The organism is Bifidobacterium sp. ESL0784, from assembly GCF_029433295.1.
Lineage (GTDB): Bacteria > Actinomycetota > Actinomycetes > Actinomycetales > Bifidobacteriaceae > Bifidobacterium.
Map to the genome: position 1 here is coordinate 297,112 of NZ_JAQTHV010000004.1, position 14,300 is coordinate 311,411.

Here is a 14,300-nt window from a genome sequence, read left to right on the forward strand (position 1 = left end):
CTCCTTCCTGGTATCGGGTGCGGGTGTCCCGCCTTGCCGCCATCGCCCGGAGGTGCTGGCGGCCGCCGGTGTACGTACACCGGTTATGCTTGCTACGACAAAACCACCCCGTAAACGGGAACCCCATATCTTTGGGGAAGTCCCGTAGGCCAGTCTTGTTCCCTTTCGCTGAAGTTCGGACGGATTGCTATTTTTCCCGAATCCCTGTTGTGCTGTTCCGGCTTCGGATGGCCGATGAATCCCGTGTTTCGTCCTGCCTTTGGTCTGCTTTGTCCGTCCGTGGACGCGTTGTTTTCCGGTTTGATGGCAGGGTCCTATTCCGAAACAAGCAAGGGGAGCGGGAATGCCGAAACCTTCGGAGAGAAGCAAAAGAATGCGCCAGCTGGCCGACGAGGCCGTGGACGCGGAACTCGCCGGGCTGAAAGCCAAACGCGAACGGCTGCGCGCCATAGCGGATGGGCTCGGCCAATGGCGCGACCAGTCGCAACACATACGACAACTTGCACAGGAACTGGAAGCGGAATGCGGCGTCAGCAAAACCCGACTCGCCCGCATCCTCGGCATCAGGCCACGAGAGACGACCGTTATCTGGCCGGCCTCGAACGACAAGAAAAAACCTGCGGAAGAAGACCTTGCGGAAAGCCAAACTGAGCGGCTTGACGGCGGTGAAACTCAGCCTGCAACGCCGATGGCCGACGTGCCTTTGCCTGCCGCCCGCTGATGTCGCGCGACAACACCTGGGACGCGCCAGAAAGCTACAGCCGGTGGATCGCCGATTCGGAGGAATGGATCAGATGGCAACGCCAGCCGGGCCACACCGGGCGCAAACCGCCACTCACCGAGGAACAACGGCGACAGCACCGGGAACAAGCCAAAAGATGGCGGGACAAACACCGAGAACACATACGCGAACGCGACCGGCGGCGCTACGCCGAAGACCCCGAGTACCGGGAACGCAGACGGGCCGCCCACCGCGCCTACTACCAAGCCCACCACGAACAACGCGCCAAGGAAAAACGCGAGCAACGTGCGTTGAAGAAACTGGGTCCGACCCCGGAGGAACGCGAGCGGGTCAGACAGCAGTACAAACGTGACGCGCACGAACGCCGTGCGGCCGCCTATGCGAAGTGGAAACGGAATCTGGAAGCCGACCCCGAACGCATGGAACAGGTGCGCGAGAAGCGAAGGGAATACGCCCGCCGCTACCGGGCCGAACACCCCCTGACCCGAGAGCAGAAGGACCGGCGCAACGCCCGCGCCCGGCAACGGTTCGCCACCGACCCCGAATACCGGCAACACAGGCGTGAGATGGTACACAGGCAGCACATCGAACACCCCAAGACCCGCGAGCAGAAGGACCGCTACAACGCCCAGCACCGCCAACGATACCGGGACGACCCGGAATACCGGCAACGTCATCGTGAGAGGATGCGTGTCTACAACGCCGAGCGCAGGAAGGAACAAGCCATAACGAAAACCACTGTGCGAACGAACCCCGGTATGGGCGTCCCCGCAGCGAATCAGGCGCTTCGCAGCGCACAGACCAGGAAACCCGGAAGAAGAATATCGAGAACGTGACAACAAACAGGAACATTCGACCACAGGGGCGCGAACGTCGGATGGCATACACCATTCCCGGATACGCTGGAGCCGACATCACAAAAGGAGCGACAATGATGAACGACAACCCCAATACTGAAACCAATGCCGGGACCGATATGACGGCCGAGGCCTACCGGCTCTCACTCGGCCTACCCGTCGAAACCCTAGCGGACCTGCTGGGTGCAGATGTGAACCGCGTGCTCGACTGGGAGCAGGGGGACGAACCCGTTCCCGAAGAAACCATGGTCTGGTTGGGGGAGCGTCGCGCCGAACTCATCGACGAGATCCGTTCGTTCATGGCCGACGAACAGGAGATGAGAAAGTCGGGCGAAAGCGACCCGGAAACCGGCGGCTGGGACTTCACCCTCTACCAGGACGCAGCAGGATTCAAAGCTGCAAACCAGCCCACCCACATCACCGACTGGCGTACATGGAACCAGGCCTACCTCATCATCGGCCTGCTCATGGAAGCCCTCGGCTACGACATCACCTACCGGTATACCACAGGGATGAATAATTGATGAAAGAGATTTGCAAATCGTTGTAGAAACGTGTGCACGGTCATGATCTTTACGATTGTTGGAGTTTTTACCGATACCGTTATGTCAGCTAACAACCGGCGTAATATGGTTTATCGCTTTAAGGCAGCGTCCTGTTGGATTCGTGAATTGGTTTTCTTCCATTTATTCTCTGTTGATTAGCATTGCTCCTTTGTTGCTAGTCTTATAGATAGGTTGTTAGCGGTTAGTTTTTGGTGCTGTTTCTAGGGGCTGGGACATGATGCGGGGTAGCAAAAAAGTTGCGGTGGAACCGGAATCTTTGCGCATAAGCGACATCGATACGTCGGGGCAGGCGGAGGCTTTCGCAAAACGTATAGCTGGTGGCCACAGGACCTTTTTTCTCCAAGGCAGTTGGGGTAGCGGCAAGACCGAATATCTGGAGAAGGTCAAAAAGACCGATGCAATGAAAGACTACAGATTCATCGATCTTGCATTGTGGAAGCCGACGAACAGGAACACCTTGGCCCAGAACCTGTTCTCCGCGATTTTCCCTAGGCTCGCGAAAATCATTTACGGAACAGGTCTGGTTCTGCTTGTCTTCGCGGTCATCGGAGCCATCCTTTTGGCCCTGCAGGGGAGCGTCCCCGTATTGAAAAAACTGACCCCACTCACCCTGCCGGTGACGGTCATATCCGTGGTTCTGACGACTTTGCATGGATTCTTGAATAGCAGGTGGTTCGACACTGACCGCCTCCTGCTTGCGGTCTCGATCCGATCGCTGACGAGTCTACGGAAGCCGAAGGTGTTGGTCATCGACGATTTCGACCGTTTGGACGAAGGCCTTCAGAAAGAACTCTACACGCTCTTCAATGCCGTCCATGGCCATACCGCAATCATATTCGTCGGCGACCAATGGAATCTCAAATCTCTTAAAGACAATTATCTGGGCAAGATCATCGACCAGAAAATCATGCTTCCCCTTCCATTGCAGTCCGGAAACGTCGCCCAGAGAATCAGCGAGGCGGTCGCTGAATTGCTGGGGAAGGACGTCGACCTGTCATCGGTGGAAACCATGTTCGTGTACGAACATCGTACGGCCCGGGACGCGAACAGATTCCTTGCCTATGTGGAAGCCGAGTTCATCGGACAGGACAAGAAAGGCAGGGTCCAGCCTGACCAGGAACTTTTCATTATCTACCTGTACCTGTTCCATCCGCGTGAGTACGAGAAACTGTACTATGACCACTGGCTGCCCAAGAAAGATTCGAACGCCACCGATCCGGTAACAGCCGGGTTGTTCAAAAACATGAAGGAAACCGATTCGAACGAGGCCAAGGAGGAGGCAGCGAAGCCATTAGTCGAACAATACATGGACTTCATGTTCCAGCCCAGAAACACGAACCCCACCGACTTCAGCAGCAATTCTTCGGCATACTTCATCAACGAGCTCGCCAACAAGCACGCTGTACTGCAACTCAGAGAGGTCATCGACGACGAGCAGACACTCGCCAAGATGTTCGAGACTGATGATCTCACCCATTCCGCGGACTATGAGGAGTTCCTCGATTATGTGGACAGGATGGGGGATGATGAATACTCCGCCGTCCAGAGCCGTATGGAGGCCAACGCGATATCTGTCATGCATTCGGAGGTGCGGCATGTGCCGAATCGGCTCGTGAAACTCATCTTCGGCAAAAGGCTGAAACAGACGACCAAGCGGTTCGCGGATTCCGATTTCAAGCAAATTCAGAAAATGGATGACGCATGTTTGCAGGCGTTCGAGTCCATATTCGACGATGCCGAACGAAAAATCGGAATCACGGTCAGTCCGGCAGAGCGAATGTATTGCTATCGTTCCTGCCTGAACCTTTATGGAACAATATCGTCAATTGGCGGTGGCTTGGCCTTGACCACATCGGTAATCAATGAGCGTGGGGTCAGTCGATATTTCGATGCAGTCGCCAAAAGAATCGAGCAACGTAAGGACTATGGCGATCGCCCATATGATGCGGAAGCCCTCATTGTCCAATTGGGTTTCCGGTTCTGGCTGGACGGGCCCATCAATCCTACGCAGCATCCCGATTTCCAATCGAAAGCGGAATCCATAGAGAAACTCGACCCTTCGGAATACCGGGCATTCTGGAAGGCATATCGGATTGAACCCACAAAACAGAATGAAAAGTACCTGCTACAGGGTGGGGCCGCGCTTGAGTTTGATTATGATACCCAGCCCTATGAGGCACACGTACTCGACCGGCTTATACAAGAACGGGATGAGTGAGGTCGGAGTGCAACGGCGTTCAACGGATATACGCGGCCTGTGAAGTTCGTTCGTTGGCGGCAGCCCGGTCTGCGATGTTTTCGGTTTTGGTTTCTTTGAGTTTGTTGTTGTAGGTGCTGATTTTGTGGGCGAGGAATTCGCGTTGTGCTTGGGTTTGTCTGATGCGTTCGGCGAGCAGTTGGTCCTGGTGGTGGAGCATGGCGAGGCGTTCGGGGATGGTGGCGTCGCCCTGGGCGCGCAGGCGGGAGTATCGTTCGATGGCGCGCAGGGGCATGCCGGTGCCGAGCAGGCGCTGCACGAACGCGATCCATTCGAGGTCGTGGCGGGTGTAGGCGCGGTGGCCTTCCGGGTCGCGGCGCGGGGCGAGGATGCCGCGCCGTTCGTAGTACCTGAGCGTGGGGACAGGCAGCCCGGTGAGCCGGGAGACGTCGCTGATGCGCAGCGTCGCCGAGTCGCTCTCTTCCTCCAGTGTTTCGTGTTCCGGGTGTGTCGTCGTTTTGCGTTGAACCATGGTTCATAGCCTAGCGTGGTGCCTGCCGGCGCGGACGCGTCCGGCGGAAAGGAACACATGGAGCAGCAGATGGATGAGTCGAGGTTCGAGAAGGGGTCGCGCGCGCTGGCCGCGATCGACGGGCGCGGGGGACGCGAGGTGGTCGACTCGCTGGCCGGCATCGCGCCCGACCTGGGACGCTGGGTCGTGGAGTTCGTGTTCGGCGACGTGTACGCGCGCCCGGGCCTGGACGCCCGCCAGCGGGAGCTGGTGACGCTGGGCAGCTTGGTCACGCAGGGCGACACGGTCCCGGAGTTGAAGGTCCACATCGCCGCGGCCCTGCACGTGGGACTGACCCGGGAGCAGGTCGTCGAGGTGATCCTGCAGTGCGTCCCGTACGTCGGGTTCCCGAGGACCATCAACGCCGTCGGCGTCGCCCGCGAGGTCTTCGACCGGGAGGACCGGGAACACGACGACTGACCGCGACACGGATGAAAGGGCGGTCCGCGAGCTCGCCCGGCTGGTGCGTGAGAGCCGTCATGTCGCGGCGTTCACGGGCGCAGGCGCGTCGGCGGATGCCGGCATCCCAGACCTCGCCGGCATCAACCGGATCCTGCGGGCGGAGGGGTTCCATGGCGGGGTGTTCGGCATGCTCGACCCCGCGTTCGTCCGACGCGACCCCGGGACGTTCTACCGGCTCTACCGGCAGACGTTCCTCAAACCGAATGTCCGGCCGGACGCCGCCCACCGGTTCCTCGCCCGCCTGGAACGGGAGGGCCGGCTGGACGGGGTGGCGACCATGAACATCGACTGCCTGCACCAACAGGCCGGTGGCCGCCACGTGTGCGAGTACTGGGGCGACATGCGCCTCAACCACTGCGCCGCCTGCGGACGGGCCTGCGACTGGGGCCGCGACACCGGCACCGGCATACACCATTGCAGCTCCTGCGGCGGGACCGTGGTCCCCGACTTTATCACCCGCAGGCTCGCCACCTACCCCGAACAGGTCGCCGCGGGCCGGCGGCTGATCGCCGGCTGCGACCTGCTCATCGTCATCGGCACCCAGACCATCCCCACGCCACCACACGGCACCCCGGTCGTCCACGTCGACCTCAAACCACACCCGCCCGCACCCGGCCTGATCCGAATACAAGGCAGGGCCGACGACGTGTTCACCAAACTCGATGCCATATATCAGTCATGATTGCCCGATGAGATCACCTGTCAAGGTTAGAAAGCGGACAGGGCGTTGCACCTCTATACGGAACTTGAACTTTGCGATGGCGATGCTGAGTGAAACATGCCGAATAGGGAGTTTTTGTCATCATTATGGGGTACGTTCTTCCCTATGAGTGATGAATTGGCATTGGATGTGAATGTTGAGGCCGAACCGGGCAGCGTCGACGACGCGGCGGGGCTAATCGCCCGGCTGCGGGGGTCGATGACGCGGCGGCAGCTGGCGGAGTCCCTGCAGGTGTCGACCTCGACGGTGGAGCGCTGGGAGCTGGGCACGGTGCCGTGCAAGGCCGCCTACATCCCCGCGCTGCAGGAACTCTACCACGGCACCACCGAGGAGACCGGCGACGACTTCCGCACGGTGGACCTGTTCGCGGGCATCGGCGGGATCCGCCGGGGGTTCGCCTCGGCGGGCGGGCACGCGGTGTTCTCCTCGGAGTGGAACGAGTTCTCGACGCGCACCTACCGGACCAACTACGGGTTCGAGGAACAGATGGCGGGCGACATCACCAAGGTCGACGCCGCCGACATCCCGGACTGCGACGTGGTGCTGGCGGGCTTCCCGTGCCAGCCGTTCAGCGTGGCGGGGGTGTCGAAGAAGCGCAGCCTGGGCCGGGAGACGGGCTTCCGCGACAAGACCCAGGGCACCCTGTTCTTCGACGTGGCGCGCATCATCGCCGCCAAACGGCCCGCCGCGTTCCTGCTGGAGAACGTGAAGAACCTGACCAGCCACGACCGGGGCCGCACCTTCAAAGTCATCCTCGACACCCTCAGGGACGAGCTGGGCTACGAGGTCCACTGGAAGGTCATCGACGGTCAGCATTTCGTCCCGCAGCACCGTGAGCGCATCTACATCGCCGGGTTCCGCTCCGGGACCGGCTTCACCTGGGACGACCTGAAGTTCCCCGACCGCAGGCCGGTCCTTTCCGACATCCTGCACAAGACCGACGGCAGCGAGCCGTACCTGCCGTGGGACGGCGACCGGTTCTTCGACTTCGAACACAAAAAAGTGCAGGACAAGTACACGCTCACCCCGCGCCTGTGGCAGTATCTGCAGGACTACAAGAAGAAGCACGAGGCCTTGGGCCATGGGTTCGGCTACGGGCTGGTGACCCCGGACATGGTCTCGCGCACCTTGTCGGCCCGCTACTACAAGGACGGCTCCGAGATCCTCGTCAAACAGGAGGGGGAGCGGCCTCGCCGGCTCACCCCGCGCGAGTGCGCCCGCCTGATGGGCTACCCCGACGACTTCCGCATCCCGGTGTCCGACACGCAGGCGTACCGGCAGTTCGGCAACAGCGTGGTCGTGCCCGCCGTGGCGGAGGTCGCCCGCATCATGCGCCCCCACATCCTCAATGTCATGCAACAGGAAGACACCGGCCAACAAGGAAAGAACGCAGAAGCGGAGGACAAGGCCATCCGCAAGGCCCGCAAGCGCGCCGTCGAAGGGGCCAGCTTCAACTGACCGGCCGAGCCGGTTCTCCCCGCCGCCAGGTATCATCGGATGCCATGAACGATGATGCGACGCGGCAATGGTATGACGAGGTTACGATCGGGCAGGTCCGCGACTTGCTCGCCGGCCAGGGCGCGAGGAGCGTGTGGGTCAAACGCCTGGTCAGGAACAACAACAGCAAACAGCAGATATGGTTCGCCAACGACCCCTCCGACCTGTCCTTCCTGCCCTTGGGCACACCCACGTTCGCGCCGGGCAGGTCCGGCAAGCCCAAGGCCGGCGCGCCCGTCGTGCAGATACCCGTCCCGTGGCAATGGGTCAACCCGCGCGGCGCGTTCGACGCGCCGAACACGCGCCTGTGCTACTACCCTCAATATCCCGAGGTGCGCCTCTCCGGATTCCTTCAGGGCTGCAGGGAATCGCCCAGCATACTGATGAACCCCGGAAAGCGAGGATACGAGGAAGGCCGCTGCCTTTTCCTCGGACCCGTCGCAAGCGAGGACGGCAAGCCCGACCACGTCGTCGCGCTCGTCGTCGGCGCCCCGTCGCCGGCGGCCGGATACGTCGAACAGATGAAGGGCTTCAAGCCCGGGCACCTCTGCCCGGTCGTGTTCGACGACGGCCACGAGATCGGCGACTTCTCCGTCCTGGAACAGGCCCTGCTCAAGATCATCGGCCGCAAGATCGTCCCTTGGAGATACGTCAAAGGACAGGAGCCCATACGGCCGTATACCAAACCCAATGCCGCGGGCTTCACGCTGGAGGCGGAGCTCGGGGTCAGCGAGAACGCCATCCCCGGGCCTGATTTCGATGTCTGGGAGCTCAAGGCCATCGAACAGAAGGACCTGAAGAAACGTAGCGCCCACCGCGTCACCCTGTTTACCCCTCAGCCTGACCAGGGCTGGGCTGCTGAACATTCGGGCGTGGACTTCGTGAAACGATACGGCCACGTCACCGCCACTGACGATGCGGGGAAGCCCTCGGAATACTATTTCACGACCAGCGCGTTCGACAAGCCCGGCAAGGACGACCCGGACAGGCGGCTCAGACTCCAGCTGACCGGATTCACCGACCACAAGAACTTCGACACCGGCGGCATGATAGCGCTCGTCGACAAGACGACGGACGAGCTCGTCGCCGGATGGTCATACCTGAAGCTGCTCGAGCACTGGCAGCGCAAGCACAACCGCGCCGCCTACGTCCCCTATCTCAAGACCGGCAAAGGCAAGGACACCCTCGTGGAATTCGGGCCACTGCTCATTCTGGGCCTGTCGACGTCTTTCGGCCTGTTCCTCCAGGCGTTCAACGACGGCAAGGCCGTCTATGACCCCGGCGACAAGGCTACGCTTACCGACAACGTCTGGAAGGCTCACCAAAGATCCCAATTCCGCATCAGCACAACGAACCTGAATGCGATCTACTACCAGGTCGAGGAACACGACCTATCCGTCGAAGAAGAGACGCGGGTGATTCCCGGAATATATCCAGCTAGAACGAATAAATTTAAGCAATAGCTTTTTGATGTTGTGAGTATAAACTTATTTTAGAAAATACGATGTAGTGGAAGGGCGATCTCAAAATAGTTTCGCTCTTGTTCTATTATCACAAGGAGAATGGAATATGATTGCATGGGGAGAATTGCCTGGTGAAGAGGTTGAGCGCATCATAGCGGTCTATATTCTTGGAGAAGAACGCTCAGATGCGCGTCGTTATACCCCGTCAAGGGGTGATCATGGTATCGATCTATATGCTGTGAACGAGGACGGCAGCCGTGATGTATATCAAATTAAGAAGTTCCATCAGGCTTTGGGGCCTTCTGGGAAAAAGCAGGTTAAAGCTTCTTGGGATGCACTCATTAAATATAACTCCGATAAAGGTTTCGAGATTCGTAATTGGTATATTGTTATGCCCCATAATCCCACGCCAGAGGAAGAAGAATGGCTTCAGGAATTGACAAGTGGAAGCACTGTGCGCGAAGCCGATTGGTTGGGACAGTCTAAAATAGATTTGTGGGCGTGCCATATGCCAGAAGTTGAGGACTATTTCTGTAATGGGGACCGAAAACACATACAGGATGCAATTGCAGAGATGAGTCAAGCGGCAAAAATCCCAGATCTCAGAGATGGTGATGCTTTACTCAATCATTTAACACAAATCTCTGGTATATTGGATAAAGCAGATCCTTGCTATGCTTATAACATTCAGCTTCTTTCTGCTTCTGATGAGCGTAGTATAGAAAACATTTCTGGTGATATTCCCAATCTTGCCTATTCTTTTGAACAAGATAACTGTTCCGGTCAACGCATCATCGTTGAAATTATCGAAAAGTATGCGGATTCACAGTTTCTAGCACCAATCAAGGTAACTACTGAATTCCAGCCACAGACAGAGGGGCAGAAAAGAGATTTACAAGATCTTATAGATTTCGGGCAACCCGTTATAAATATGCCATCCAAAGTGATGTCTCAGGGAGTTCTTCTGCCGTTTGATGGAGATTCAACAAATACTACGGTGAGTCTGTTCAGCAATGAGTCGGAAAGATGTGAGAATTTAATATTTATTAATGGCGACTTTAGATTACGTATTCCGCAATCCCATCTGTCCGCTGGACAAAAGGGGGTAAGGTGGAGTGGTGAGGATGCAACTGGGGTACTCTCTGTGATTCTGCAGTATGAGCACGATGGCCAAAATCCTCAGATTCTTTTGAGGGTCGACTGTTCCAAATTTATAAAACAACCTGTCGAAGATGTGAAGAAAACTATTGATTTTCTTAACTCATTCCTTCCAGAAGGCGGTTTCGAGATATACAAGATAGAAAATCGTAAGCGGGTGGGGAAAGTCAGCGATGTCAATAGGCGTCTTGCATTGAAAGAGGAGATAATTGAATCGCTTAAAAAGCTTAGCGGAATAGTTGACGATCTTGCTGTGATGCAAGCCCATACTGGCGGGGAGATAATACTGATGCCAGGGTTTGACAGCGATATAGATGACAACGATCTTAAATTATGGCATAAGATAGCACAGCTTTTAAGTATTGGGACTATTCCGGGTACGGAATCTTTCCAAAGCGAAACGGCTGTGCGTGAACAATTAAAGAAATTGAAGAGCATGCCGCCTCTTCTTATACCGATTAAAGCCACTATCGGTTCTAGGAGTTATCATCTTGGCTATTGCAGTATGGATTTTCAGTTTAACCCCGTGGTGCAGGGTAATGTAGAAGGTGCCATTTGTTGGTGCGACTACGCACTTGTGAAAGACACGAAGGAAGTGAGAGATCAAGCTGAGAAGAACGAATCATATATCATGAAGATGCTGAATCGCATAAGGGATAAACAGTAAAGTCGAGGTCTTTGGATTCAGGATGTCAATCTCCATCGTCTTGGTATCGTTCCGGCATCACGACGATGGAGATATAATATCCGTGCGTATCTCGTTACTTGAGGAAGTAAGATATTATGCGTTTGAAGTATCCGTCTTTTCCCGATTTTTCTTGTTCTTTTATTATGCTATTAATAGCTGTCCTATTGTCGCCTAATTCTTTCTCTATATCTGCAATCGCCTCATCGTGTGTTCTGCCTTTAGTGTCTCTAACTGGATGAATTCTTTCGTCATAGACTTGCTTCAAGTAGTGAAACGAGATGAGTGGAAACAGAACAGTAGCACCAAATGGAAGGTTCACAGTGTGCTGTCCGCTGGTGCTAGGCCAAAAGAGCCATGCTGCAAGAATGACATCCAACGCAATTCCAATAATTGCATAAATCGAAGTCCGGGAAAACCAGCTTTTTACTTTCTCATTAACTTTTGGCTCAAGAAGTAGAAAATCTCCAATTCCGTACCATGAACACACGGTTTCTGCTAATCCCGCAAATATTAAATCAAATTCCAACTGATCAAGATTTTTAATCCGCCCAATAAGCAATGGAACAATAATCAGATTGAGAATTACGTAAAAGCTATGCAACCAAATTACTGTTGGTACTTTTATACGTTCTCCTTTGAAGGAAAGGACAGCGAGAACTACAAATGCGACTGGGAAAGCGATAAGAACATCAATAGGTATCCCACCGTCTTGATGTACCAAAGAAATTATGCATTCCCAAATTAGAGCTATACATTCCAAAAGACCAGAAAAGATAATAAATAAAAAATAGCGAGGATGGTTCTTCACTTTCTTATCTAATGCACCTTGGACACTCTTTTCTGTAGAGTCTTTATCAGTTGTAGGTATGTGTAAGAGCAAATGAGAAACCGATTTTTCAGCCAATGAAGTTAACGATTGTAACCATTTAGGGAAACGAATCCAAACTACTGCGAAAACAACAATTATTATTAGAAGTAACAAGATCCAATATTTTGATAGCCATGTAACAATAAAATTCCACAACCACGGAATTGAAAAAGAGCAAATAAACATAACGAACAGTGTAATCTCAAAGTAATGTATGATGAAATCCTTAATATATTCTGTTGCCGCTTATTTCGGTTGTGCTCAGACACGATTCAGACACGATGACCTCCGGCATTTACCGTTTCCAGCCGTCTCTATCGTTTTTCAGATGGTGCTGGTTTTCCTTGGAATTCCAACGTTATTGGCAGTTTTCGGTATTCTCCGTTACCAGTCGTTTTAACCGTCAATCTAACAGGATGTCGCAGGTTCAAATCCTGTCATCCCGACTGAGATTGTTGCGATTCCAACGTTTTGGATATCGAGATTCTAGGTGTCTTTACCGTGTCTTTATCATTTGAATTTGAATTGAGGTAAAACAGCCGTTGAGCCGCCATCCGATTGAATTCGGCTGGCGGCCCGCGGTCTGAAAAGGAGGACGTGGAATATACGCCCTGTCGTGCGGTACCGTCCGCTAAAGCTTTGTTTGCCCGACTTTATGATGCGGACGGGGTCCGGGTCTTGGCCGGATGCAATGGCGTACCGGCTTGACCGGGATATGTGATTCCCTTTTCTGCGAAATATGCGAATCAGTTATATACATGGGATGGCTGCCGGCTTATATGGTTTCGGCGGATATGCCGATATTCAGCAAATCTGCGTCTCAGGTGACCGAAACAGGCGGGAGCGGAGATTTTGGTTTGTCGAATATATGCCATCGGAGCCGTGGCAGTTTTGTCTGCCTGTTTTAGGGTTTCGTTCGAGGAGTTCGCTAGGGGAAGGATATGTGCTAACAGGCTTTTGGCATATTGGCGAGTACTCTGCGTTCGAAGGCTTCTCTGCGTTCCGGTGTGTCTTTGGTTGAGTCCATGCGGCCGAGGATGTCAGTGTGGATGAGCTTGATGCCGCAGTTGCCAAGGATGAAGTACTTCCAGCGGGTGATGACGCCGCCGGGCATTCGCACATAGGCGGCCGGGCCTTGGCAACTGGTGGTGATGGAGGCCGTCCTGCCGCCGAGCAGACCCGTCTCCATGAGTTTGCCCTGATCGTGGCGGTAGGCGAAGCGCGGGGTGAGGACTCGTTCGACCCATCCTTTGAGGATGGAGGGCTCGGCCGTCCACCAGATGGGGAAGAAGAACGCGAGGTGGCGGGCACGTCTGATTTGCTCCTGCCATCGATTGGGCAGGGTTTCGTCATCCATGTGTCTGCGGTAGCCGAATCGTAGGACCGGGTCGAAGTTGGGTTCGTGGCTCAGATCGATGGCCTCGACGTGATGGTCGGCCTGTCTCGCCTTGTCGGTGTAGACTTGCGCGAGCTCGGCACTCATGCTTGCGGGGTCTGGGGAGCCTTGGATGACGAGGATGTTCATGGTTGTTCTTTCGTAGTTAGAGCATTGTCTGTGGAAAATGAATGCTGGGCTGATGATCCGATGACATGTCATCTATTTGTGAGATATTGATTAGATGACATGTCATGTTTATTGATCATATCAGTTAGGTGACATATCATGTATAATCGGTGTGTCATCGTGATTGTGCAAATGAAAGGCCGTTATGGACAGCTCGGCTTGTCTGGAATTTGTTCGGGAGCTGCGCGCGTTGAACCACAGGCTTGACGCGCGCCTCAACGAGGGCTTACGGCCACTGGGCATATCGTGCGTGCAGGCGGATGCGCTCATGGCTCTGCAGGACCTTCAGCCATGTGGTCTGAAGGATCTGTCAACTCACTTGATCGCGGAATCGGGCCATCCAAGTCGTCTCATCGCCCGGATGCGCCGGAGCGAGCTGGTCGAGGTTGCGCCCTCGCCGGAAGACGGCCGTGCCATGCTCATCAGCCTCACTGCCGAGGGCGAGCGGCTTGCCAAGGAATCATGCAAGGTGCGGCAAGACATCATCAATTCGCTTGTTCTGGATGACGGTGCTCTCGCCGATGCGACCGGGTTCATGCAATCGATAATCCAGCAATTGTCGTGATTGAATCCGTAGGGCCGGCATCCGATTTGATTCGGATGCCGGCCCTACGACGTTCATAATAAGTGGACGATTCACAGACGCCCCTGCCGGTTTCGACACCATCCGGTGAAAAGCTTTTTGCCCGCCTTTATGGTCCGGATGGGTAACGTTGCCGTCCCCGATATGTTTTTAATATAATACCGTACCCATAGAGATTCCGCCTATCGGATACGGATGATATGGTCGCTGGAAAGTAACACTTTCGATGTCCGTGTGGGTCATCCGGCCTGCGTACCCTAGCCGCGTCGCCAAGTGGCGTTGAAGTGAGGGTATATCGTACCTAATTCACAGAAAGGGCCTGGTGGAGGCAGCTATCTTAGGGGGGCATCGTGGCGATTGTCG

Annotated in this window: 13 protein-coding genes; 10 read left to right on the forward strand and 3 right to left on the reverse strand. The window is 55.3% G+C overall.

Annotation, left to right across the window (positions count from 1 at the left end):
* Positions 1-343: 343 nt before the first annotated feature.
* The 4 genes from PT279_RS07830 (at position 344) to PT279_RS07845 (ending at position 4,383) form a co-directional block, all read left to right on the forward strand.
* Positions 344-721, forward strand: coding sequence for a hypothetical protein (locus tag PT279_RS07830; RefSeq protein ID WP_277166864.1), 378 nt, complete (start codon positions 344-346; stop codon positions 719-721).
* Positions 721-1,578 (forward strand): hypothetical protein, encoded by an 858-nt coding sequence (locus tag PT279_RS07835; protein WP_277166865.1) that lies wholly within the window; start codon positions 721-723, stop codon positions 1,576-1,578. Before PT279_RS07830 ends, PT279_RS07835 begins: the two co-directional genes overlap by 1 nt.
* Positions 1,579-1,673: 95 nt before the next feature.
* Positions 1,674-2,123: a hypothetical protein gene (locus PT279_RS07840; protein WP_277166866.1), complete on the forward strand. Its 450-nt coding sequence runs from the start codon at positions 1,674-1,676 to the stop codon at positions 2,121-2,123.
* Positions 2,124-2,382: 259 nt separating this feature from the next.
* A complete protein-coding gene (locus PT279_RS07845) occupies positions 2,383-4,383 on the forward strand; it encodes a P-loop NTPase fold protein (RefSeq protein WP_277167061.1) in 2,001 nt (666 codons plus the stop codon).
* 19 nt (positions 4,384-4,402) lie between these two features.
* On the opposite strand, the gene PT279_RS07850 is transcribed toward PT279_RS07845, so the two are convergent.
* On the reverse strand, positions 4,403-4,894 hold the full coding sequence (locus PT279_RS07850; RefSeq protein WP_277166867.1) for a MerR family transcriptional regulator: 492 nt from the start codon (positions 4,892-4,894) through the stop codon (positions 4,403-4,405).
* A 57-nt stretch (positions 4,895-4,951) separates the two neighbouring features.
* Between PT279_RS07850 and PT279_RS07855 the strand changes: the two genes are divergently transcribed.
* From PT279_RS07855 to PT279_RS07875, 5 genes are all read left to right on the forward strand, one after another.
* Positions 4,952-5,353, forward strand: a complete 402-nt coding sequence (locus PT279_RS07855) for a carboxymuconolactone decarboxylase family protein (RefSeq protein WP_277166868.1) — start codon at positions 4,952-4,954, stop codon at positions 5,351-5,353.
* Between the two features lie 43 nt (positions 5,354-5,396).
* Positions 5,397-6,077, forward strand: a complete 681-nt coding sequence (locus tag PT279_RS07860) for a Sir2 family NAD-dependent protein deacetylase (protein WP_277166869.1) — start codon at positions 5,397-5,399, stop codon at positions 6,075-6,077.
* Between the two features lie 144 nt (positions 6,078-6,221).
* Positions 6,222-7,574, forward strand: a complete 1,353-nt coding sequence (dcm, locus tag PT279_RS07865) for a DNA (cytosine-5-)-methyltransferase (protein ID WP_277166870.1) — start codon at positions 6,222-6,224, stop codon at positions 7,572-7,574.
* A 44-nt stretch (positions 7,575-7,618) separates the two neighbouring features.
* Entirely contained in the window at positions 7,619-9,076 is a 1,458-nt protein-coding gene (locus PT279_RS07870; protein ID WP_277166871.1) for an MvaI/BcnI family restriction endonuclease, read from the forward strand.
* Positions 9,077-9,182: 106 nt separating this feature from the next.
* Positions 9,183-10,901 carry a hypothetical protein gene (locus tag PT279_RS07875; RefSeq protein ID WP_277166872.1) on the forward strand — a complete coding sequence of 573 codons (1,719 nt, stop codon included), beginning with the start codon at positions 9,183-9,185 and terminating at the stop codon, positions 10,899-10,901.
* A gap of 94 nt (positions 10,902-10,995) precedes the next feature.
* On the opposite strand, the gene PT279_RS07880 is transcribed toward PT279_RS07875, so the two are convergent.
* Both PT279_RS07880 and PT279_RS07885 read right to left on the reverse strand, forming a co-directional pair.
* Positions 10,996-11,826 carry a hypothetical protein gene (locus PT279_RS07880; RefSeq protein ID WP_277166873.1) on the reverse strand — a complete coding sequence of 277 codons (831 nt, stop codon included), beginning with the start codon at positions 11,824-11,826 and terminating at the stop codon, positions 10,996-10,998.
* 910 nt (positions 11,827-12,736) lie between these two features.
* Positions 12,737-13,315, reverse strand: coding sequence for an NAD(P)H-dependent oxidoreductase (locus tag PT279_RS07885; protein ID WP_277166874.1), 579 nt, complete (start codon positions 13,313-13,315; stop codon positions 12,737-12,739).
* 184 nt (positions 13,316-13,499) lie between these two features.
* Between PT279_RS07885 and PT279_RS07890 the strand changes: the two genes are divergently transcribed.
* Positions 13,500-13,919, forward strand: coding sequence for a MarR family winged helix-turn-helix transcriptional regulator (locus PT279_RS07890; RefSeq protein WP_277166876.1), 420 nt, complete (start codon positions 13,500-13,502; stop codon positions 13,917-13,919).
* Positions 13,920-14,300: the final 381 nt, after the last annotated feature.

Bases quoted from the DNA above. Each gene is read 5' to 3' on its own strand.
- PT279_RS07835 (WP_277166865.1), top strand. From the start codon at position 721: ATGTCGCGCGACAACACCTGGGACGCGCCAGAAAGCTACAGCCGGTGG.
- PT279_RS07840 (WP_277166866.1), top strand. From the start codon at position 1,674: ATGATGAACGACAACCCCAATACTGAAACCAATGCCGGGACCGATATG.
- dcm (WP_277166870.1), top strand. From the start codon at position 6,222: ATGAGTGATGAATTGGCATTGGATGTGAATGTTGAGGCCGAACCGGGC.
- PT279_RS07875 (WP_277166872.1), top strand. From the start codon at position 9,183: ATGATTGCATGGGGAGAATTGCCTGGTGAAGAGGTTGAGCGCATCATA.
- PT279_RS07885 (WP_277166874.1), bottom strand. From the start codon at position 13,315: ATGAACATCCTCGTCATCCAAGGCTCCCCAGACCCCGCAAGCATGAGT.
- PT279_RS07855 (WP_277166868.1), top strand. From the start codon at position 4,952: ATGGAGCAGCAGATGGATGAGTCGAGGTTCGAGAAGGGGTCGCGCGCG.
- PT279_RS07850 (WP_277166867.1), bottom strand. From the start codon at position 4,894: ATGGTTCAACGCAAAACGACGACACACCCGGAACACGAAACACTGGAG.
- PT279_RS07845 (WP_277167061.1), top strand. From the start codon at position 2,383: ATGCGGGGTAGCAAAAAAGTTGCGGTGGAACCGGAATCTTTGCGCATA.
- PT279_RS07890 (WP_277166876.1), top strand. From the start codon at position 13,500: ATGGACAGCTCGGCTTGTCTGGAATTTGTTCGGGAGCTGCGCGCGTTG.
- PT279_RS07830 (WP_277166864.1), top strand. From the start codon at position 344: ATGCCGAAACCTTCGGAGAGAAGCAAAAGAATGCGCCAGCTGGCCGAC.
- PT279_RS07870 (WP_277166871.1), top strand. From the start codon at position 7,619: ATGAACGATGATGCGACGCGGCAATGGTATGACGAGGTTACGATCGGG.